This is a genomic window from Puia sp. (assembly GCF_036500295.1).
GTDB lineage: Bacteria > Bacteroidota > Bacteroidia > Chitinophagales > Chitinophagaceae > Puia.
The window spans coordinates 75,377-95,769 of sequence record NZ_DASYCH010000125.1 but is presented as its reverse complement, the minus strand read 5'-3'; the positions used below and the strand labels follow the sequence as shown (position 1 = coordinate 95,769).

Annotated in this window: 16 protein-coding genes and 1 tRNA gene; 10 read left to right on the top strand and 7 right to left on the bottom strand. The window is 54.3% G+C overall.

What is annotated here, in order from left to right; translation table 11 throughout:
* The first annotated feature begins 12 nt into the window (after positions 1 to 12).
* The 3 genes from VGM48_RS23145 to VGM48_RS23135 all read left to right on the top strand — a co-directional run bounded on the left by VGM48_RS23145 (position 13) and on the right by VGM48_RS23135 (position 4,117).
* Complete coding sequence (locus tag VGM48_RS23145) at positions 13 to 1,182, top strand: MalY/PatB family protein (RefSeq protein WP_331583003.1); 1,170 nt, start codon at positions 13 to 15, stop codon at positions 1,180 to 1,182.
* On the top strand, positions 1,179 to 2,957 hold the full coding sequence (locus VGM48_RS23140) for a DsbA family protein (RefSeq protein ID WP_331583001.1): 1,779 nt from the start codon (positions 1,179 to 1,181) through the stop codon (positions 2,955 to 2,957). The genes VGM48_RS23145 and VGM48_RS23140 overlap by 4 nt, the downstream gene beginning before the upstream one ends.
* A gap of 368 nt (positions 2,958 to 3,325) precedes the next feature.
* Complete coding sequence (locus VGM48_RS23135; RefSeq protein WP_331582999.1) at positions 3,326 to 4,117, top strand: hypothetical protein; 792 nt, start codon at positions 3,326 to 3,328, stop codon at positions 4,115 to 4,117.
* A gap of 17 nt (positions 4,118 to 4,134) precedes the next feature.
* On the opposite strand, the gene VGM48_RS23130 is transcribed toward VGM48_RS23135, so the two are convergent.
* The 3 genes from VGM48_RS23130 to VGM48_RS23120 form a co-directional block, all read right to left on the bottom strand.
* On the bottom strand, positions 4,135 to 5,568 hold the full coding sequence (locus tag VGM48_RS23130; RefSeq protein ID WP_331582996.1) for a SusD/RagB family nutrient-binding outer membrane lipoprotein: 1,434 nt from the start codon (positions 5,566 to 5,568) through the stop codon (positions 4,135 to 4,137).
* A 5-nt stretch (positions 5,569 to 5,573) separates the two neighbouring features.
* A complete protein-coding gene (locus VGM48_RS23125; protein ID WP_331582994.1) occupies positions 5,574 to 8,771 on the bottom strand; it encodes a SusC/RagA family TonB-linked outer membrane protein in 3,198 nt (1,065 codons plus the stop codon).
* Positions 8,772 to 8,852: 81 nt separating this feature from the next.
* Positions 8,853 to 9,902 (bottom strand): SDR family oxidoreductase, encoded by a 1,050-nt coding sequence (locus VGM48_RS23120; RefSeq protein WP_331582992.1) that lies wholly within the window; start codon positions 9,900 to 9,902, stop codon positions 8,853 to 8,855.
* A 70-nt stretch (positions 9,903 to 9,972) separates the two neighbouring features.
* On the opposite strand from VGM48_RS23120, the gene VGM48_RS23115 reads away from it, so the two are divergent.
* The gene (locus VGM48_RS23115) at positions 9,973 to 10,773 is read left to right on the top strand and encodes an AraC family transcriptional regulator (RefSeq protein ID WP_331582990.1); all 801 of its coding nucleotides are present in this window, start codon (positions 9,973 to 9,975) and stop codon (positions 10,771 to 10,773) included.
* 57 nt (positions 10,774 to 10,830) lie between these two features.
* On the opposite strand, the gene VGM48_RS23110 is transcribed toward VGM48_RS23115, so the two are convergent.
* The 3 genes from VGM48_RS23110 to surE form a co-directional block, all read right to left on the bottom strand.
* Positions 10,831 to 10,901 (bottom strand) — tRNA-Gln (locus VGM48_RS23110).
* Between the two features lie 113 nt (positions 10,902 to 11,014).
* Positions 11,015 to 11,326, bottom strand: a complete 312-nt coding sequence (locus VGM48_RS23105) for a hypothetical protein (RefSeq protein WP_331582988.1) — start codon at positions 11,324 to 11,326, stop codon at positions 11,015 to 11,017.
* Complete coding sequence (surE, locus tag VGM48_RS23100; RefSeq protein WP_331582986.1) at positions 11,314 to 12,348, bottom strand: 5'/3'-nucleotidase SurE; 1,035 nt, start codon at positions 12,346 to 12,348, stop codon at positions 11,314 to 11,316. The genes VGM48_RS23105 and surE overlap by 13 nt, the downstream gene beginning before the upstream one ends.
* Before the next feature lie 176 nt (positions 12,349 to 12,524).
* Between surE and atpG the strand changes: the two genes are divergently transcribed.
* From atpG to lysA, 3 genes are all read left to right on the top strand, one after another.
* Positions 12,525 to 13,406, top strand: a complete 882-nt coding sequence (gene atpG, locus VGM48_RS23095) for an ATP synthase F1 subunit gamma (RefSeq protein WP_331582985.1) — start codon at positions 12,525 to 12,527, stop codon at positions 13,404 to 13,406.
* 78 nt (positions 13,407 to 13,484) lie between these two features.
* The gene (gene scpB, locus VGM48_RS23090; protein WP_331582984.1) at positions 13,485 to 14,438 is read left to right on the top strand and encodes an SMC-Scp complex subunit ScpB; all 954 of its coding nucleotides are present in this window, start codon (positions 13,485 to 13,487) and stop codon (positions 14,436 to 14,438) included.
* 14 nt (positions 14,439 to 14,452) lie between these two features.
* Entirely contained in the window at positions 14,453 to 15,673 is a 1,221-nt protein-coding gene (gene lysA, locus VGM48_RS23085; protein ID WP_331582983.1) for a diaminopimelate decarboxylase, read from the top strand.
* Here lysA and VGM48_RS23080 read toward each other — a convergent pair.
* Complete coding sequence (locus VGM48_RS23080; RefSeq protein WP_331582981.1) at positions 15,670 to 16,752, bottom strand: hypothetical protein; 1,083 nt, start codon at positions 16,750 to 16,752, stop codon at positions 15,670 to 15,672. The two genes, lysA and VGM48_RS23080, sit on opposite strands and share 4 nt — an antisense overlap.
* Positions 16,753 to 16,806: 54 nt before the next feature.
* On the opposite strand from VGM48_RS23080, the gene VGM48_RS23075 reads away from it, so the two are divergent.
* Genes VGM48_RS23075 through VGM48_RS23065 form a run of 3 tightly spaced genes read left to right on the top strand, consistent with a single transcriptional unit; the run spans position 16,807 to position 20,352 of the window.
* The gene (locus VGM48_RS23075) at positions 16,807 to 18,453 is read left to right on the top strand and encodes a C1 family peptidase (protein ID WP_331582979.1); all 1,647 of its coding nucleotides are present in this window, start codon (positions 16,807 to 16,809) and stop codon (positions 18,451 to 18,453) included.
* Between the two features lie 4 nt (positions 18,454 to 18,457).
* Positions 18,458 to 18,952, top strand: a complete 495-nt coding sequence (locus VGM48_RS23070) for a DUF4442 domain-containing protein (protein ID WP_331582977.1) — start codon at positions 18,458 to 18,460, stop codon at positions 18,950 to 18,952.
* Positions 18,949 to 20,352 (top strand): MBL fold metallo-hydrolase, encoded by a 1,404-nt coding sequence (locus VGM48_RS23065; protein WP_331582975.1) that lies wholly within the window; start codon positions 18,949 to 18,951, stop codon positions 20,350 to 20,352. The genes VGM48_RS23070 and VGM48_RS23065 overlap by 4 nt, the downstream gene beginning before the upstream one ends.
* The last annotated feature ends 41 nt before the right edge of the window (positions 20,353 to 20,393 follow it).

Sequence of the window (20,393 nt, the reverse complement as noted above, 5' to 3'; positions counted from 1 at the left end):
GAAAACTTGAATATGTTCGACCCTAACCATGTTGATTTGCCTGTTCTGCGGGAGAGAGCGTACAATCTCCGCTGGGCAACCGTTCCACCGGAGGTGATCCCCCTCACCGCCGCTGACCCGGATTTTCCCTGTCCGCATCCCATCACGGAGGCCATCCGCCGGTTCGCATCGGCCCGCTATTTTTCCTATACCCCTGCTGAGGGCTGGCCGGAATTCAGGGAGAGCATGGCTGCTTTCTTCACCAACAAAAGACATTGGCCCGCGTCACCGGGTGACATCCTGCCGGTCGATAGCGCGGCCTTCGGCATCTATCTTACCTGTAAAGCCTTTCTGTCTCCCGGGGATGAAGCCATTATCTTCGACCCGGTGGATTTTCTCTTTCGGTATTCGATCGAGTCCGTGGGCGGCCGCGCGGTTTCCTTTCCTATTCCGGCCGACACCGGCATAGTCGATTTCCAGCTGCTCGAAACCCTGATCACCGATCGGACGAAGCTCATCTGTCTGTGTAACCCGCTGAACCCGACCGGGAAAGTATTTACCGCTGCCGAACTGATAACCCTGGGCGAGCTTGCGCTAAAACACAACCTGCTGATCCTTTCAGACGAGATCTGGAGCGACATTGTATATGCTCCTCATTCGTTCACCAGTATTGCATCCCTTGATCCGGCGATCAGGAAGTCGACCATCACCATCACCGGGTTCAGTAAGTCCTACGGCCTGGCCGGCCTGCGTATCGGGGCTATCGGGGCAACCCATCCTCCTCATTGGCAGCGGCTCTTCGAAGCATCCCTGCATGCTTCCACCGTCCATGGCGTCAATATCCTGTCACAGGTGGCAGCCTCGGCGGCCCTCCGTGAATGCGGCGAATGGCTGAAAGGGTTTTTAGGTCATCTGGACGCTATGCGGAGGCTTTGTGTCGACAGCCTTAATGCGATCCCGGGCATCCGGTGCACGCTGCCACAGGGTTGTTATGTTGCCTTTGCCGATGTCCGCGGGACGGGCCTGTCTTCCGCTGAGATGCGGGATATGCTGTTCGACCGGGCCAAAGTCGCCGTAGTACCGGGCCTGCCACAGTGGTTTGGCCCCGGAGCCGATGGATATATCCGGCTCAGCTTCGCGACATCAGAAAAAATATTACAGGACGCGCTTCAGCGCATTCAATCGACAATCCATACGCTATGAAATATGTTATCATTGGTGGTGGCATTGCTGGAGCAACTCTTGCCATCTTCCTGCAAAGAAAAGGCTTTGAAGTGGTCATCGCCGAACGCCTGGACGGCAAGGCCAGCGTCGGCCACGGCTTTCTGATCCACAAGGAAGCGATTTCCGTCCTGGAAGAGATCAACCTGCCCGGCGGCATGGTTCCCGGTGAAAGCATCCACGGATTCCGGTTGTTTCGGCCGGATGGCGTATTGGTGCGCGAGGAACTTCTTGACTCCTGGTCCTGTATGCGGCGAGATCAGTTGATGGACTTTCTGAATGGATATCTGGCGGAAGGCACCCTGCATCAGGGTCTGCCCTTCACCGGTTTTATCAGAAATGGGAACCGGGTCGTCGCGGCGGAGTTTGAAGGTGGCCGGCGCGAGGAGGGAGATATTTTTATCGGTGCGGACGGCGCCAGGTCCCTGGTTCGTCAGCATCTGTTTGGTAAGACGGTGCATAGTCCCGTGCGGGTCAAGGAGATTGTAGGGGTTTGTTCCCATCCGGCCCTTGCGGCCCGCTATGCCCACAGCTTCCTTAAATTCCAGCACTCCGACTACGGGCTTTCCTTTGGGATGATTCCTACGGGGCCGGAAGATTTCGTCTGGTTTATCCAATATGATCCGACAATGGGTGATGTCGTGGGCGAAGGCAGCGAAGCCATCGCCGCCTTTTGTCGCAAGAAATTGAAGGGCTTCCCAGATCCGGTCACCGAGATCCTGGACAAGGTCGACTTTCGTCTTTCCTATGTCTGGCACACCCGGGACTTCGATCCGTTGCCTGCCTTCCATCAGCAAAACGTGGTATTGCTGGGCGATGCGGCGCAGCAGGTGCTGCCCTTCACCAGCGCCGGTACCACCAATGCCCTGCTGGGGGCGAAAGTTCTCGCCGATGGGTTGACGACTTATGCCGATCCGCAGATAGCTTTCCGGGTGTATTACGAGCAACGGGCCCTTCATGTCAAAAACCATGTACAACTCGGGCGGCAGTTGACCCGCAACTTCCTTCGTCCGGAGAAGGAGAAGAAAAGCGAAGTTCAGCTTCCCTTTCTTCCCACCAGGCCCGTTCGGTTTACGGGCGTGGCGCATGGTCTCCTTCGCCATCCCCGGGTGCGCATCCAATATTTTACCGATCCGGTCTGTTCCACCTGCTGGATCGTTCAACCCGCCCTGCGGAAGATCATCCAGGAGTACGGGCGTAACCTGAACATCAGTTATCATATGGGTGGACTCCTTCCTTCCTGGGAGACGATCCGCGGAAGCATCCGCTCGCCGGAAGATGCCGCGCGCCACTGGGAGGAAGCCGCCTTGAAATATCAGATGCCGATAAATCCGATGGTATGGAAAGACGATCCGCTTTCTTCTTCCTTCCCTCCGTCCATCGCCTTCAAGGCGGCGCAACGGCAGGATGAGGAGCGGGCGGTCCAGTTCCTGCGGCGTCTCCGGGAGATGCTGTTCCTGGACGCGAAGAACATCGCGCGCTGGCAGCATCTTGCAACGGCTGCTGAAGAGACGGGGTTGGACTGGCAAAAGATGCTGGCGGACTTCAACGGCGAAGCCCTGCAGGAATTCCGCCTCGACCTGCGCCTCGCCCGTAGCCTGGGGATCGTAAGCTTTCCAACGCTGATCCTCACCGACGCCGCCGGCAATAGCACCCGGATAAAGGGCTATTTCGAGTTCAGAGAGCTGGAGGCCATTATTCTCGGGATGTTGGCGGCAGACCCCTCATTCATTCCCGGGCTGCATCGGACGGGCTGAGCGTCGCGTCCGGTGATAGGCAATGGTTTTAATCAATTGATTATTATTTCATTACAGTTGTCCGATCGTGAAGAAATAAATTTATATTGCTGTAGAACTCGATGGGCCAATGGGACTAAATTTTATTGCCATGGCCAATGAGATTGAGGACTTGTTCGGAGTTAAAGTCGACGTTGTTCCTAAGCGTTCCATCAAATCCGGATACCTTCCTTACGTTGAAAAGGACATAGTGTATGTCTAGGGTTTTTCATGCAATTTTATGTGATCGAAGCGTGCCTCTACAATGATCTTCCAACTTTTAAAGCGGACCTACAACTTATTCAAAAAGACCTGGTTAATGCAGGAAGATGATTTGTATATTTATATCTATGTTAGATATAAGGCATTATATTAAAGTAGGCGCATTATTTATCTTTACGCTGATTGGCGTGGCCGGCTACTCGCAAAACACCATCAACAACTACAAATACGTGATCGTACCCGAGCGGTTCGATTTTTCAAAGGCGGATGATCAATATGGCCTGAATACCCGGGCAAAGTTGCTGCTGGAGCAAAAGGGGTTTGTCGTTTTTTGGGCCGGCAAAGACGTACCCCCGGCTGTGGCCGCCAACAAATGTAACGCGCTGCAGGCCGACGTAACCCAGCGAAAAGGGATGTTCTCTACCAATCTTACCTTTCTCTTGAAGGATTGCGACGGCAATACCATCTTCAAAAGTAAAGAAGGGAAAAGCCGGGAAAAGGAATTTGAAGTCGCGTATGACCTCGCATTAAAAGATGCTTTCGTATCGCTAAACGATGTGCCTTACAAATATGATAGCTCACGCTCTGTACAACAAACCCAGCAACCTGTCACTACAGCTGCTGTTTCCCCTTCTCCGGCGCCCGCAGCAACATCGGCCGCCGCAACATCGGCCGCCGCAAAGTCCGCAAATGCGCCAATCACGGGAACCTTATATGCCCAGGCCATTCCCAATGGGTTTCAGCTGATCGATACGACTCCGAAAAAAGTACTGACGCTGCTTAAAACCTCCACCCAGGACTGTTTTATAGCCGAAGCAGCGGGAGCCAATGGGATTGTTATCAAAAAAGATGGCGAATGGCTTTTCGAATACTATAAAGACGACAAGCTTGTCTCTCAGAAGCTGGAGATCAAATTCTGATCGCAACAAGCCCGTCATCAGTTCTTATCAAACCATAACTTCGTCGTCAGGAGGTCTGCCCCCTGATGAGCCACCGCTGCCTTGTAACTCGTTCCGTTCAACGATTGCTCCGATCCGGGGTAAATAAACCGCACGGGCATCTTCCCGCCCAAGGTCCCTGCCACCGCAGGTGTCAGCTGCGGATAGTCCAATCTTCTCCATTCCGCAAACGCCTCCAGTCCCTGGCCGTAAAGCGCGATCCACTTTTGATCGCCGACGGACTTTTTATAATTCCCCGCATTGTATTGCACCGATGCCTGTCCCAGGTAATTCCCGGTCACCGTGGCATCCGTGATCCCATATTGTGCGAGGCTGGCCAGCACGCCTTGTTTATACAGATCAGCCGCATCACCCGTGATAAATCCCCGCGACACCGCCTCGGAAAGATCAAATAATATCTCCGCATAGCTCATGATCACCGCCGGCGCATGGGGCGCTCTGAAATAGTCCCCCGGACGGGATGTCCTGCTCAACCCCAGGTTGTTGGCATCTCCCGTCAAAAGTCCGTTTGGCACACCCACATAACCGTGGGGGGCATCGTCTGTCGGCTGTGCATAGACAGGCAGGCGTGGATCATTCAGCGAGCTGAGTCGGTCCACGATCGTCTTGCTGATCCGGTAATCCTGTCTGGTGTCGAATGTAAGGCTCACCGGGTTCTGGTTGGGCGAGTCCTGGTAGGCGAGTGCCGCCAGGTCTGCATTGCTTTCGAAAAAGGCCACCGCCTCGGTTTGAATATCAGTAAACACCTGTTTGGCCAGTGTCGGTTCCTGGTCCGCTATCCGTAAGGCGATTCGCACCCGCAGCGCATTGACGAATTTCTTCCAGTTGACGATATTTCCGCCATAGATGGCATCACCCTGGATAGCGGGACCGGCAGGGTCCAGCAGGGTCTGGGCGGTTTTCAGGTCGGCCAGGAGCCCTAGATAGACGTCTCTTTGAGCATCATAGGCCGGAGTCAAAAAGCTGTCGATATTGTTCGCCTGTTTGTAAGGGATATCGCCATAGGCATCCGTCAAAATCTGGAACGCCCAGGAACGCAGCGTCAGGGCCACCCCTTTATAGTTGTTGTTCTGTTGCTCTTCCCCGATGGAGATCACCTTGTTCAGGTCGGTGATGCTTTGTCCGTACAGCGCGCTCCACAGGGTGGTAAAGCTGCTGTTGTTGAAGATATAGCGGTCCGGGTCCGTATACTGGATCTTTGCCCAGTGCTGGATGAAGAGCAGCGAGGAATTCAGGTTGTTGTCCACACCCCAATAGGCATCGGCCGTCAGCTTTTCAGCAGCCGTCAGCAGATAATCCGGTTGTGGGTTCTCGGTAGCATTGGGGTTCTTGTTGATATTGGCCAGTTCTTTCTTGCAGGACGCCGTGCCCAGTAACAGCCCGCCCAGTATAAGTTTATAGATCGTCTTCATGGTAATTAAAATTTGAAGTTTACATTGATGCCATAGCTTCTGGTTCCGGGAAGGCTGAGATCTTCCAGTCCCTGTCCATTGCCCGTGTTGAAGGCCGTTTCCGGATCCACATTGGGTACATTTTTATGGATGATCCAAAGGTTCCGACCCACCAGGCTGACCGTGGCGCCGACGAATCCGATGGGCTGCAGCCATTTGGACGGCAGTTCATAACCAAGCTTCACTTCTCTCAGCTTGATAAAGGAGGAGCTATAGATCCAGGCTTCGTCGAAGTTATTCAGCGTCTTATAATATTGTGATGCCGGGGTAACGGCCTTATTGGGTTTTCCGTCCAGGGTAACGCCTTTGAAGATGATGCCATCGTCATAGACCTTCTCCCCCGCGGGACCGGCCGCTCCGGCCACCGGCTGTTGCGAGTTATCATTGCCCGGGTAGTAGTAGTTCAAACCGCCGTGCGCTGCATCCCTGCCGGGGAGCGTCGTCGCCAGCACACCGGTATACGACCCCGTGGCATTGGTGGAAGAATATTGGCTGCCGCCAAAAGACCCATCTATCAGTATACTCAGGGAGATATGATCGTAAGTGAAGGTGTTTGTGATGCCGCCCAGCCAGTCCGGTGTATACTTGCCCAATACCTGGTTGTTGGGATTGGTTGCAGGCGTTCCGTCATCGTTGACGATGATCTGTCCCTGCCCATTGCGCAGGAAGGCCGTTCCGAAGAGACTGCCATATGCCTGGGCTACCGTAGCCACCGTCTCGATCGAGCCGTCGCTGCCAAGCACATAGTTTTTCAGCAGACCTTCATTATCCAGTGACACCAGTTTGCTGCGATTCATCGCATAGTTGGCGTTGATATCCCAGGTAAACCGAGCGGTCTTCACAGGGGTGAAACCCAATTGCACTTCGAGGCCTTTATTATTGAGCCTTCCTGCGTTGACCAGTTTCTGTGAATAGCCCGTGGTGTTACTGACGTCCACATTCAGTATCTGATTAAAGCTGCTGCTTTGATAAACGCTCAGGTCCAGGCGAACTCTGTTGTTAAAGAAACCCGCTTCCACCCCAATCTCCGAAGACGTGGTAGTCTCAGGTTTGAGGTTTGGATTGAGGTCCAGGGCGCCGGCCGTCAACTGGGGGTCCGACCCAAAGGTGGGGGTGATAAAGGGATAGGTGTTTAACAGCTGGTAGGGCGTCGCATCGGCGCCTACTTTGGACCAGCCACCCCGAACTTTCGCATAGCTCAGGACATCGCTCTTGATATCGAATGCGTCGGACAGCACCAGGGAAGCGCTGACCGATGGATAGAAATAAGAAAGGTTGTTGACGGGAAGGGTGGAGGCCCAGTCGTTACGAGCGGTGAAATTCAGGAACGCGTAATTGCGGTAGCTTAGCTGCGCCGATCCGAACAGGCTATAGGTCTTCAGCTTGTAAAAATTGTTCGACGATACCAGGGGGTCTCTTGAGTTGGTCAGCGTATAGAGACCGGCCACAGCCAGGCGTGGGGCTTTCTGGTCATTCTCCTCGAAGGATTTGGTCCGCAGGTTGGTGCCGCCCAGGACTTCCAGGGCCAGGTCGGTATTGAGCTTTTTATTATAGTTCAGGGTGAATTCGGTGTTGGTCTCGTTGACTGTATAGGCATCTTCTTCATAAGACCCGAAGGGCGTGCCGCTGGTGCCGTAGGCTATCCGCAGCTTGCGCCGGTCGGTATAGTAGTCGGTGGCGGACTTTAAGTTGGCCGTCAGTCCGTCGATGATCTTATAACTCAGGCCGATATTACCGATAAGGCGATCCCGACGCTGGCCCACCGTATTTTGTTCCGCGACGAAGAAGGGATTGCTGTAATAGGCATTGTTCCAGTTGAGCGGGCTGTGCGTGCTGTTGTAGTGGTCGCGCAGTTTATTCATATCCACCTGGCGGCCCATCCAGATAAACTGAAGCATGGTGCTGGTGGATCTTTTACCGCCCGAGCCCGGAAGGTTACCGGCGTTGGTCTGCACATAGTTGGCATTCACGGTCAATGTCAGCTTCGGGTCCAGCTTCAGCGTGGAGTTGATGGTGAAGTTGTTCCGTCCGAGGTCGCTGTTGGGGATGACGCCAAACATCTTCTGGGTATTGACAGAGAATCGGTAGTCGTATTTGTCGCCTGCGTCGCCGATAGATACCCCGTTGCTGTAGCTGACGCCGGTTTTGAAAAAGCTTTTTACATTGTCCGGATGCGGCACGAAGGGCGACGGTGTGCCGTCGAAAAATTGCGGGATCAGTTGGCCGTTCATTTTCGGGCCCCAGCTTTCATCCACGTTGTCGTTGACCCCGCCGCCGGCGCCGTCCTTATAGCTAAACTCGCCGTTGGCGCCTTGGCCGAAGATGTTCTGATATTTCGGAAGTGTCAGCAGATTGTCAAAGCTCGTATTGGAGTTCACGGTGACGCCGACCCCTTTCTTCTTCCTGCCGCTTTTGGTCTTGATCAGCACCACGCCATGTGCGGCACGGGAACCATATAAGGCCGCTGCATTCGGTCCTTTCAGGAAGCTGATGGATTCGATGTCGTTGGGATTGATGTCGGAAATGGGGTTGGCAAAGTCCCGGGAAGCGGCCGTGCCCAGTTGTTGGTCGTTATCGACGGGAAATCCATTGATGACGAACAGAGGTTGGTTATTCCCCGAGATGGAGGTCTCGCCCCGGATCACGATCCGGGAGGAGCCCATATCGCCCTGACTGTTCGTGACGCGGACCCCCGCTACTTTTCCTTCGATGGTATTGACGAGGTTGGGCTCGGATGTCTCGGAAATATCCTTTGACTTCAGTTCCTGCACGGCGTAACCCAGGGATTTCTTCTGTCTTACGATTCCCAGCGCCGTCACCACGACTTCGTTGAGGACCCCTTTCGCCTGTTCCAGCGATACCTGGAGATCGGTGTCCGCTGCAGGCAGTTCCGCCGGGGTATACCCAATAAAACTGAATTGAAGGATGTCCCGTGCCGTTGCGGATATTTGAAATTTACCTTCTGCGTTGGTCTGTGTGGCCCTGGCGCTTCCTTTTACGGTGACGGTAACGCCGTCCAGCGGAGTACCATCCGGTTTTCCGGTAACGACGCCTTTTACGATGATGGATTGAGCTTGGGAGGAGAAAGAGAAGGAGATAAGCATTAGTCCGGCCAATAGCAGTCTATACCCGTCCGGCATAAGCCCGGTTAGCAGATTCTTCATAACAGTGATTTTAGTGACTCGATGTTTTTCGGACTGCAAATATAAACCCTATCTGGTTTATAGACTAATATTTTTAAAACCCTATGGAATGACCTTATCGTTCCTCAGTTCAGTAAACAGCCGATAGAACATTTCTTCCGTGTCTACAAACTCGTGAAAACCGAGTCGTCTGGCCTTTGTTCCATCTCCAAAAAAGTCATAGTCCCATGAAAATACAAAGTCGCCGAATGCCCACGAGGACAGTTGCTCATAACTATGCTCCTTCAGTCCATACCTCTTTTGTATCTCCTTCCACAGTATAGCTTTGTCGGCCATGACCGTCTTCAGAGGCATCGGAAGCGGCGGGGCTGTTTCCATTTTAAAATAGGCCGCGATCTTCGGCCACATCTCACTCCATCGGAACAGATCGCCGTTGTTGATATTGAACGCCTGGTTGGCGCCCTGGGGACTTGTGGCCGCCCAGATCGTGCCCTTCGCCAGCAATGTCGCGTCGGCCATTTCCATCAGCTTGTCATAGGCTTGCGGCTTGCCCGGAAACCGCAAGGGCAGACCAAGCTCCCGGGAAATAGAGGCATACATGGCGATCACCAGGATGAGGTTCATCGGATTTCCGAGGGCGGTACCCCCTACGACGGGCGGGCGGATTGCGGACCAGGTCCAGTTCTTGCCGATCTGGCGCTGTTGCAGGAATCGCTGTTGCCCGACGTTGAATTCGGGTGGCATGTGATCGGCATCGCTTTCTTTGGCCGGCGTCTTAAAAGGACCGTAGTGCGCGCCATATACCTTATAACCCTGCATGAGGCTGATGTGTTGCAGTCCGGCAGGGTCCACGGCGTTAACCACATTTACCAGCATGGCAACGTTTGGCTCCACCAGCTCCGCCCAGCCCGGCCTGTCCTGGTAGGCGGTATAAAATATATGCGTGATCCCGGACAGTCCCGCCAGTTTCTCGCTGCTATCCTGTGAGTCCAGCAGATCTGCGGATATATAGCGAACTTTGTCCATATCTGTGCCGCCACGCCGCGACACCCCGATGATGTTCCAGCCTTCCGACTCCGACAGCTGCCGGATTATTTGGGTGCCGGCTACCCCGTTTGCACCTACTACCAGTGCGGTGTTTTTTGTTTTCATCCCCCAAAATTCGGTCCACGGGACCCGCTGAAGCTTGTACCTTTACACTACATTTTGGTATATTTCTCATATGAAACGATATCGCCAGTTGGAGGATGTCCTGGTTGCGGATTTTGTGACCGATCGTTGGGAACATCCCGTCCATAGTCATAATCACTATGAGCTGATCTACATCAAATACGGCTCAGGCGTCCATCACATCAACGGCGTGTCCACGCCTTATAAAGAGACTGATATCTTTTTGCTGGGGCCGGAAGAAGAGCATGCCTTTGACATAGCTACCCGCACCCGATTCGTTTACATAAAATTTACGGATGCCTATATCTACCAAAAGGAAAACGCGGCGTATGACGAAGTGCAGCATCTTGAGTATCTGCTAAAGAGCAGGGAAACGCATCTTTCGGCCTTTCGGTTGAGTGAGGAGGACGCCAACACTGCCGCCCTGGTTTTTGATGTCGTTATTTCGTTGAAACGGGATATCCGGCACAACGAATCCCTCATCCGGATGCAGTTGCTTTCCTTGTCCATCCTCTTGCAGCGCAACATGGCTGAAATCCGTTCGACCGTCGGGCGGAATAAAGATATGCAGGCCTTATTCTGTTATATTCACAAGCATATCTATATGCCCGACCGGCTAAGATCCGCGGTCATGGCTGAGCATTTCCATCTCGCCGAGGCGTATGTAGGACCCTATTTTAAGAGGAATACCGGTCTCAGCCTGCGGGATTATATTCGCGATTACCGCGTTGGTCTGATCAGGAAGAGAATGGATAGTGGAAAATATAGCTTGAAAGAGATTGCCGCTGATTTTGGATTGACGGATGAGAGTCATGTGAGTAAGCTGCTTCGCGAAGGGCGCGCGAAGTGTTAGCCGTTGAGGCCGCCCTTGTGTAAAAAAAGACCCCTCGCTTTGCGAGGGGTCTTTTTGTTGGCCTACCTGGATTCGAACCAAGACAAACAGAACCAAAATCTGTCGTACTACCATTATACTATAGGCCATTCCGACCTCCGGCAGGGCGTGCCGTAAAAAGGAGTGCAAAAATAAGGTTTGACGCCAAACCCTCCAAAAGAATTTACTGTAAAGTCGTGATTAACACCTCCGAATCAGGAGATTACAACGAAATAAACTTAAACAACAACGCCACGATCGCGTAGATCAACGTCGCCGCAAATACCCCTTTCGCCGTTTTATCCCGATGCGAATTGATATAAACCGTGAACAACACGATATTCAGTACCAGACAAGGCACCGAGATCGCCGTGATCTGCGACTTGTTCGCCTGGATAAATCCGAAAAACTCTCCCACCGTGTACAGTGGATAGAACTTCACAAAATAATAAACGATAAGACTCAGCAACGGCGCTACAAGCCCGAGAATAAGGCCCAGTCGGAGGTTATCTTTTTTGAATATCACAATTTCCACGTTTTTTCGAGTTTGCTCTTTAGAACGTAATTCGTCATGTCAAATTGTACGGGTACCACGCTCACATAGTTATGTTCCAACGCCCATACATCCGTATCTCTTCCCCGGTCAAAATTTACAAATTTGCCCGTTAACCAGTAATATTTTCTCGAATTCGGGTCGTTGCGCTCCACAAAATCCTCCTCGTATTTCGCGTAGGCCTGCCGGCAGATCTTGATCCCCTTGATCAGGTTATCGGGCACCGCCGGGAAATTCACATTGAGGATCAGGTGCTTATCCATCGGTCGCGACAATACCTGCTCGACGATGATCCGGACATATTTCCTTGCGGGGCCAAAATCGGCCTCAACACTATAATCCAGCAGGCTAAAGCCCATCGACGGGATGCTTTCTATCGCCGCCTCGACCGCTGCGGACATCGTTCCGGAATAGATCACGTTGATCGAATGATTCGCGCCATGGTTGATGCCGCTGAGACAAAGATCCGGCTTCCGGCGGAGAACCTTATCCACGGCCAGTTTCACGCAATCCACCGGCGTCCCGCTACAGGACCAGGCTTCCACTCCTTCGAAGAGATGGTGCATGGGTTGCAGCCGCAACGGATTCCCGATAGTAATGGCATGGCCCATTCCCGACTGGGGCTTGTCCGGCGCCACAACCACCACTTTGCCCAGACCCCTTACAGCCTCTACGAGATTGCGGATCCCCGGGGCATTGATCCCGTCATCATTGGTCACCAGGATCACCGGCAGTCGCTTGCCGTTCTTGCCATTTTTGCCACTCGCCTCCAGCGCTTTTTCCGCCGCGGTAGCCTCTTCACCCATCCCATTCTTTCCCGTCTCACGGATGATCCCTGTCGGCCCCGTCTTCCCTGTCCGCCGGGACCTGGTCGTCGTATCGGTTGTCTTGATGAACCCTGTGGCACCCGTCTTACCGGGCTTTTTGGCGGCGGCAGTTTTCCCGTCGGCCTTCCGAGCCTTTCCGGATGCGGCAGTCTTGTCGTTCGTATTCTTCTTTTCCATAGATGTTTAAATATCCTCCCGGTCAGCTCGTATCTGTCCGACGGACAGGCCGAACTTCATCCGGAACGGCAAAAATCAGCATAATTTTGGAATTTTCCCCCGTTTTCCCCCCATCACCGGGATTTCTCGCGGCTTTGCGCTATTTTTGCACCCATTTTAAACTACGTTTCGCGACTATGGCAGGACAACTAAAAGAGGTACGCAACCGGATCAAATCCATCCAGAACACGCAACAGATCACCAAGGCGATGAAAATGGTAAGCGCAGCCAAACTACGGCGCGCCCAGGATTCCATCCTTCAAATGCGCCCCTATGCCCAGAAGCTGCAAGAACTGCTCAGTAATATCGTCTCCAACACCGAAGGCGACCTGAGCCTGAACCTTGGCATCCAGCGCCCCGTCGGGAAAGTACTCATCTTCGTCATCACCAGCGACCGCGGTCTGGCCGGAGCCTATAACTCCAACGTCATTAAGCTCGCCAAGGTCACCGCCCGCGAAAAATATGCCGCCCAGCTGGAAAAAGGCAATGTCGTCTTCTGGAGCATCGGAAAAAAGGGCTACGAACACTTCGCCAAGAACAACTTCAACGTCTCCGACACCTATAAGGATATCTTCCTTCAACTAAGCTTTGAGCACGTACAGGCAGCTGCACAGGCGGCCGTAAAGGCCTTCGAGCGGGGTGAATTCGACGCCGTCGAGATCGTCTATAGCCAGTTCCGCAACGCCGCCACCCAAAGCTTCGTCGTCGAACAATTCCTTCCCATTCCCAAGGTGGAGAAGAAACCCGGCGCCGCCAACGTCGACTTCATCTTCGAACCCAGCAAGGAAGAGCTTATTATCGAACTGATGCCGAAGATCCTCAACACCCAACTGTATAAGGCCGTACTGGATGCCTGGGCTTCCGAGCACGGCGCCCGCATGACCGCCATGGACAAGGCCAGCGACAACGCGAACGAACTGCTCAAGTCGCTCCGCCTTTCCTACAACCGGGCACGCCAGGCCGCGATCACCACCGAACTGACGGAGATCGTATCCGGCGCTGCAGCACTCCAGGGGTAAAAAGCCATCAGGACCCGCAGCATCCGGGGCTACGCTGCCCCATGAAGATCAACGGGCCAAGGGCCGAAAACTTAGCATATGGAAATCGGAAACATCATCCCGCATATCGAAGCGCTCATTTTCGCGAGCGACAAGCCACTAACCTCCATGGAGCTCACGGAGCTGATCAATAACGCCTTTGGCTTTATGGAGGAAAAGCTGACGCTCGAACAGATACAGACCGGTATCGACGGGATCATCGAAAAATATGCTTCCGAATTCTATCCCTTCGAAGTCCGCGAAAGCGGCGGCGGCTGGCAATTCCTGACAAAAAAAGACTATCATAAGACCGTCGCGCAGCTGAACGGCGAAAAATTCCTCAAACGCCTCAGCTCAGCCGCCCTGGAAACCCTCTCCATCATCGCTTACAAACAGCCGATCACCAAAGGCGAGATCGAAGCCATCCGCGGTGTCAGCAGCGACTACAGCATTCAAAAACTGCTGGAAAAAGAGCTTATCGTCATCACGGGCCGCAACGAAAATATGCCGGGTAAACCCCTGGTCTACTCGACGTCCAAAACCTTCATGGATTATTTCGGGATCAACACGGCCGCCGATCTTCCCAAACTCAAGGAGGTATTCGCCGAAACGCTGATCGAGCCTACCGCCATCACCCATAGCCCCGACGAGATCGCCCCGCTTCAGCCGAATACGGCCGGCGAAGAACCCGCCGAAGGCGAAATACCCGCCGATGGCGAAATACCGCTTATCGTCTCCGAAGAAGGCGAACTCCGGGAAGGCGACACCGAAGAAGAAGTCACCGAAGAAGGCGACACCGACGAAGAAGTCACCGACGAAGCTATTCCGCCTTATTCCGATGCGGACGAGAGTCTCGCCCCCGAATATCCCGAAGCCGAATCGACCGGATCCGAAGAATCTGACGAACAGGCCGACGAACCAGACGCCGCCGCCGATGAAGGTGAAGACGAGGCCTCGTCTTCTGGTGACGAAGAAGCCGACGATGACGAAGCAGTCCGTGACGCCCAACCTTAAACAAGCGACCTATCATGTCCCAGCAAGAAACTCAACTCTCCCCCGAATACCTTATCTCTCTCGGCCAGCAATTCGGAACCCCGTTGTATGTCTATCACGCGGAAACCATCAGCCAACAATACAACAAACTCACTTCCGCCTTCCGCGGCACCAACACCGTCTTCTTCTACGCCTGCAAGGCGCTCACCAACGTCAACATCTTACGCCATATCTACAGCATCGGCGCCAACGTCGACTGCAGCTCGATCAATGAAGTAAAGCTCGCCCTCCACGCCGGCTTTCCCCCGCAGCGCGTCCTCTATACGTCCAACGGCATCGGTTTTGACGAGATCGTCGAAGCCCAATCCCTCGGCGTTATTATCAACATCGACAGCCTCAGCAATCTGGAAAAGTTCGGCCAGAAATTCGGGCACGGTTACCCGGTAGGTATCCGCCTCCGCCCCAACATCATGGCCGGCGGACATCTCAAAATGAGCACCGGCCACGATAAAAGCAAGTTCGGCATCCCCGTCGACCAGATCGACAGGGTCCTCAAACTGGTGGACCAATATAACCTTCGCATCGGCGATCTTCATATTCACACCGGTTCCGAGATCAAGGACGTCGACGTGTTTGTAAAAGGCATCGAAGTCCTCTTCGATCTGATCCCCAAATTCAAGGAACTTCAGTTCATCGACCTCGGCGGCGGCTTCAAGGTGCCCTACAAGGAGGGCGACGGTGAAACGAATATCCAGGAACTGGCGCAAAAAGTCGGCGAAGCCTTTGCCAATCACCCCAATCCCGGCGGCCGCCCTCTGCAGGTCTGGTTCGAGCCGGGCAAGTTCCTCGTCAGCGAATGTGGCTATTTTGTAACGAAGGTCAATGTCCTCAAGGAGACCAACGCCGCCAACTTCGTCAGCGTCGACAGCGGATTCAATCATTTGATCCGCCCCATGTTCTACGACGCCTACCACCGCATCGAAAATGTCAGCAACACCGCAGCAACGCCAAAACGTTACTCCGTCGTCGGCAATATCTGCGAGACCGACACCTTCGCCTGGGACCGGACCATCAATGAGGTCCGCGAAGGCGACTACCTGGTGTTCTATAACGCCGGCGCCTATGGCTTCGAAATGTCCTCCAACTTCAACTCCCGCTATAAACCTGCGGAAGTACTCGTCAAAGCCGGCTCCGCCCACCTTATCCGCCGCCGCGACACCTTCGAAGATCTGTTGCGCAATCAAATCGAACTTTAATGTATGGCTATCGGCGCTGCCACCGGGTGCGGCGCCGTGAACTTCAACCCCAGCAGGGCCGCCATCGTCGCGGCAAACTGTTCATCCCAAACAAGCCCCGCGTCCTTCACCTCGCCCCGGGCAGCCACGCCGGGCCCCATCGCCATGAAATACGTCTCATTACTATGCTCCAGCCTGGAGCCATGACTCGTCCACTCCGGTCCCACACCCCGGCCATGATCCGGAAACACCACCAACGCCGTTTGATCTTTATAAAAAGGGTCAGTCTGTATCAATTCCCAGACATCCCTGAACATCGCGTCCGCATAATGCGCCGCATCCAGGTAACTCCCATAATCTCCCGCATGCGCAAAATCATCGTTGTCCCCAAGATCGACATACAGTACACGCGGATGCTTTGCTGTCATATACGCGCGGGCCATTAAATAAGTCGCCCCATCCAGCCGCTCCCCGGCACCAAAGATATCGGGTAGCAGATGCTGCATCCGGTTGGCCTCCGCTTGCGCCGGCGTCAACGCCCCCTTGACATCCTCCCCATAGATATTCACCAACATTCCATTCCGGGTACGATTAAGGATACGCGCCACTGCATCCCACGACGCAAAGCTCGCCACTTTCCCCCGGAACCCGGGCTGTTGATCGATAAACTCCAGTACATTCAAATTCGGGTTATCCGGATATTCGTTGGAATTTATCGCTGAGTCATAATAGCCGCAAAATGCCTCACTCCGCCCGGGATAGGAAAACCAATATTTGTTCCGCACCTGTACCTTGCTTCCCAGGTTCCGATTCCCCCACAGCTGCCCCTTCACCGCCATCGTCTCCCACACAAAGGGCATCAATTTCTTGCGCCGCTGCTCCGCGTTATCCGCCCAATACTTCTTCATCGTATACGCCGAATCCACATGGTTATACTGCTTGTCAAAGATCACTCCCGAATCCGCGCCCTGGTAGAGTTCCCGCCACCGGTAACCATCCATCAGGAATATAACCAGATTCTTAGCCTTCGCCGGCTGCTGCGCGACGCCGGCGCCGCACCAAATGCAAAAAACAACTGCAAGTAGGTATACTCTTTTCATAACGATAAAATTAACTGCAATCTTCCTACATTTATATTAACTAAATGTAATCACATGCCTATCCGGATGGTAGACGACCCCAACGACCCCCAGGACAACAGTGGCGAAGACTCCGGTAGTGGCGGCGGTGGCAATTTGGGCGGGGGTGGGGGAGACAATGGGATCCTGGGCATCCTCTTCTTACTCCTCGGACTCTTCCGTGGCCGCGGCCTCATCCTCCTTCTCGCCATCCTCGTCGGCGGCTACTTCCTCCTTGGCCGCGGTGGCTGTAACAATCTCATCGGCGGCGGCGGCGGCAATGGTGGAAACGGTAACGGCCGGCCCAATGCCAACCAGAATCTCTTCACCGGCGGTTTCCTCGATCCCAAACAATTCGAAAAGGCCAATATCTACGAGTCCCTCGACTCCACAAAGAACCCGCTCCCCGAAGCCGCCAACCTCCAGCGCTTCGCTCCCAGCGTCGGCAACCAGGGCCACCAGGGCAGTTGTGTCGCCTGGTCCAGCGCCTACGCTGCCCGAACGATCGAAGAAGCCGCCCGCACCGGCGCCGACCCCAACAGCCTTCGGTTCAGCCCCTCCTTCCTGTACAATCAGATCGGCCTCGATAACTGCGACGGCAGCTATATCGAACGCGCCCTGGAGTTCATGACCCGTACGGGCTCTGTCCCTTACAGTCAGTTCCCCTACGATGACAAGGACTGCAGCAAGCAACCCGACCAACAGCTGCTACAGGATGCACGGCAATATAAGATGCGCGGCTTCAACCGCCTCACCCCCGGCGACCGCAACAACGTCATCGACCTCCACGCGATAAAAGAGAATATCTCCCGGGGGGCGCCCGTGGTCATCGGTATGCAGGTCGGCGGCAGCTATATGCAGGATATGATGGGTAAGGACGTCTGGCAGCCCACCGGCGAAGACCGCAGCATGGCCGGCTTTGGCGGACACGCCCAATGTGTGGTTGGTTATGATGATCGAAAGTATGGAGGGGCGTTTCTCATCATGAACAGCTGGGGACCTGAGTGGGGCAACAACGGCTTCGCCTGGGTTCGTTATCCCGACTTCAGATTCTTCGTTCGCGAAGCCTATGGCATCGAACCCATGGCAAAGACAGGCGCGGCCGCAAACGAGCCTTTCGCCTGCGAGATCGGCCTCGTCGAGGTCCGCTATGAAGGGAACAAGACGCTTATGGGAGACTATATTCCGTTGCAGGTGAAGAAGGACAATGTCTTCGAGACCATCGCACCCGTAAAAATGGGCACCCGCTTCAAGATGGAAGTGAAGAACAGCACCGAATGCTATGTCTATGTCTTCGGCAAAGAGACCGACGGCACCAGCTATACGCTGTTCCCCTATCCGGTAAAGGACAACTCGCAAAAAACAAAATACTCCCCGTTCTGCGGTATCACCGGGTACCGCCTCTTTCCTAAAGGGCAGAGCATGATGCCCGACAGCGTGGGAACAAGGGACCAGATGGCCGTCGTCGTCAGCAAGCAACCGCTCAACTGGTACGCGCTGAACAACGAGATCAGCCGCAACCCGACACAGGACTATGGCGCCCGGCTCAATGCCGCCCTGGCCGCCCAGCTTGTCCGTAACATCCCCTTCAAATCCTCGGCGAAGGGAAATATGCAATTCACCGTCAGCGGGGACAAGGATAACAGCGTTGTCGCCACCATCGTAGAGATCAGCAAACACTAGCACCATGACAACTAATCCCGCCGACGCAAGTCCTTTTCTACGGCTTATCCGCAGCCCGCTGAAAGTGAAACTCTTTCTGTTGACCAACCTCCCCAGCGCCTTCTTCTCCGGGCTCAGGATCCCCGAGGTGGACGGGGATCATTGTGTCGTCACCGTTGCTTACCGCTGGTTCACCCGCAATCCTTTTCGTTCGACCTACTTCGCCTGTCTTAGTATGGCGGCGGAGATGAGTACCGGAGTTCTCGCCATGGCCCGGGTATACAAACATACCCCTTCTGTTTCCATGCTGGTCGTTCACTCCGAGGCCGCCTACTTCAAAAAAGCCACCGGCCTCACCCGCTTTGTCTGCAACGACGGCGCCGCGATAAAAGCCGCCGTTGACCAGGCGATCGCCACGGGCGACAGCGCAACCGTCAAGGCCCGAAGCATAGGTACTAACGCCGCCGGCGATCCGATAGCGGAATTTTTCATAACTTGGTCCTTCAAGGTAAAAAAATGAAAATTGCTTTCCACGGCGCCGCCCGTACCGTCACCGGTTCAAAACATCTCCTGACACTTAACAACGGAAAAAAATATCTCCTCGACTGTGGCATGTTCCAGGGAATGGGCGCCCAGACCGATGTTCTCAACCGCAACTGGGGCTTTACCCCGGCGCAGGTAAGCAGTCTCATTCTCTCGCATGCCCATGTCGACCACTGCGGCCTCATCCCCAAGTTGATCAAGGATGGCTTCGCCGGCAAGGTCTTCTGCACCCCCGCCACAAAAGCACTCACCGGTATCCTTCTCGAAGATAGCGCCGGCATCCAGGAAGACGAAGCAAAATATGCGAACAAACGGCGCACGGCCGAAGGGCTGCCCTATATCCAGCCGCTGTACACGGAAGAGGATGCCAAACGGGCCCTGGATCATTTTGTCAGCGTGGAATATGATGATTGGCATGCCGTCGACGAGTATGTAAGTGTCCTGTATACGGATGCCGGTCACATCATCGGCAGCGCGGCCGTCCATCTGAGAATAAAAGAGGAGGGGAAAGAGACCCATATCAGCTTCAGCGGCGATGTCGGCCGGTACAAGGATGTCATCCTCCGCAGCCCCGCCGTCTTCCCCCAGGCCGATCATATCCTTATCGAATCCACCTACGGCAACAGCCTCCACGATGCGGCGGAGACCACCCCGGAGATGCTCCTGAAGTGGATCGAACACACCTGTGTCCAGAAAGGCGGCAAGCTGATCATCCCCGCCTTTAGTGTGGGTCGAACGCAGGAATTGTTATTTGCCCTGAACACCCTCGAGGAAGCGCACCAGTTGCCCGATCTCGATTATTATGTCGATAGCCCGCTCAGCGTCGCCGCAACGGAGATCGTAAAAAGTTATCCGCAATATTTCAATAGGACGATCCAGAAGGTCCTGGAGAAAGACAATGATCCCTTTAGCTTCAAAGGGCTCAAATACATAAAATCGGTCTCCGAGTCCAAGCTCCTCAACTATCACGACAAACCCTGTGTTATCATCTCTGCCAGCGGGATGGCTGACGCCGGTCGTGTCAAACACCATATCAGCAACAGCATCGAGAACAGCCGCAACACCATCCTGCTCGTTGGCTATTGCGAGCCTCATTCGCTCGGCGGCCGACTCATGGCCGGCGCAAAGGAGGTCCATATCTTCGGCATCCTCCACGAAGTCCATGCCGAGGTCGGCAGCATTCGCAGCATGAGTGCCCACGGCGACTACGAAGACCTCAGTCAATTCCTTGCCTGCCAGGACCCGCGCCAGGTGAAGACCGTCTTTATCGTCCATGGGGAATATGAGGTCCAGCAGGCCTTCCAGGCCCGATTGCAGAAGAAAGGCTTCGCCGACGTCCGCGTCCCCGAACTCCACTCCGAACACGGTCTGGGCTAAGCGCCCCAAGGCAGGAAAACATCGCGGCGCCTTACTCGCTC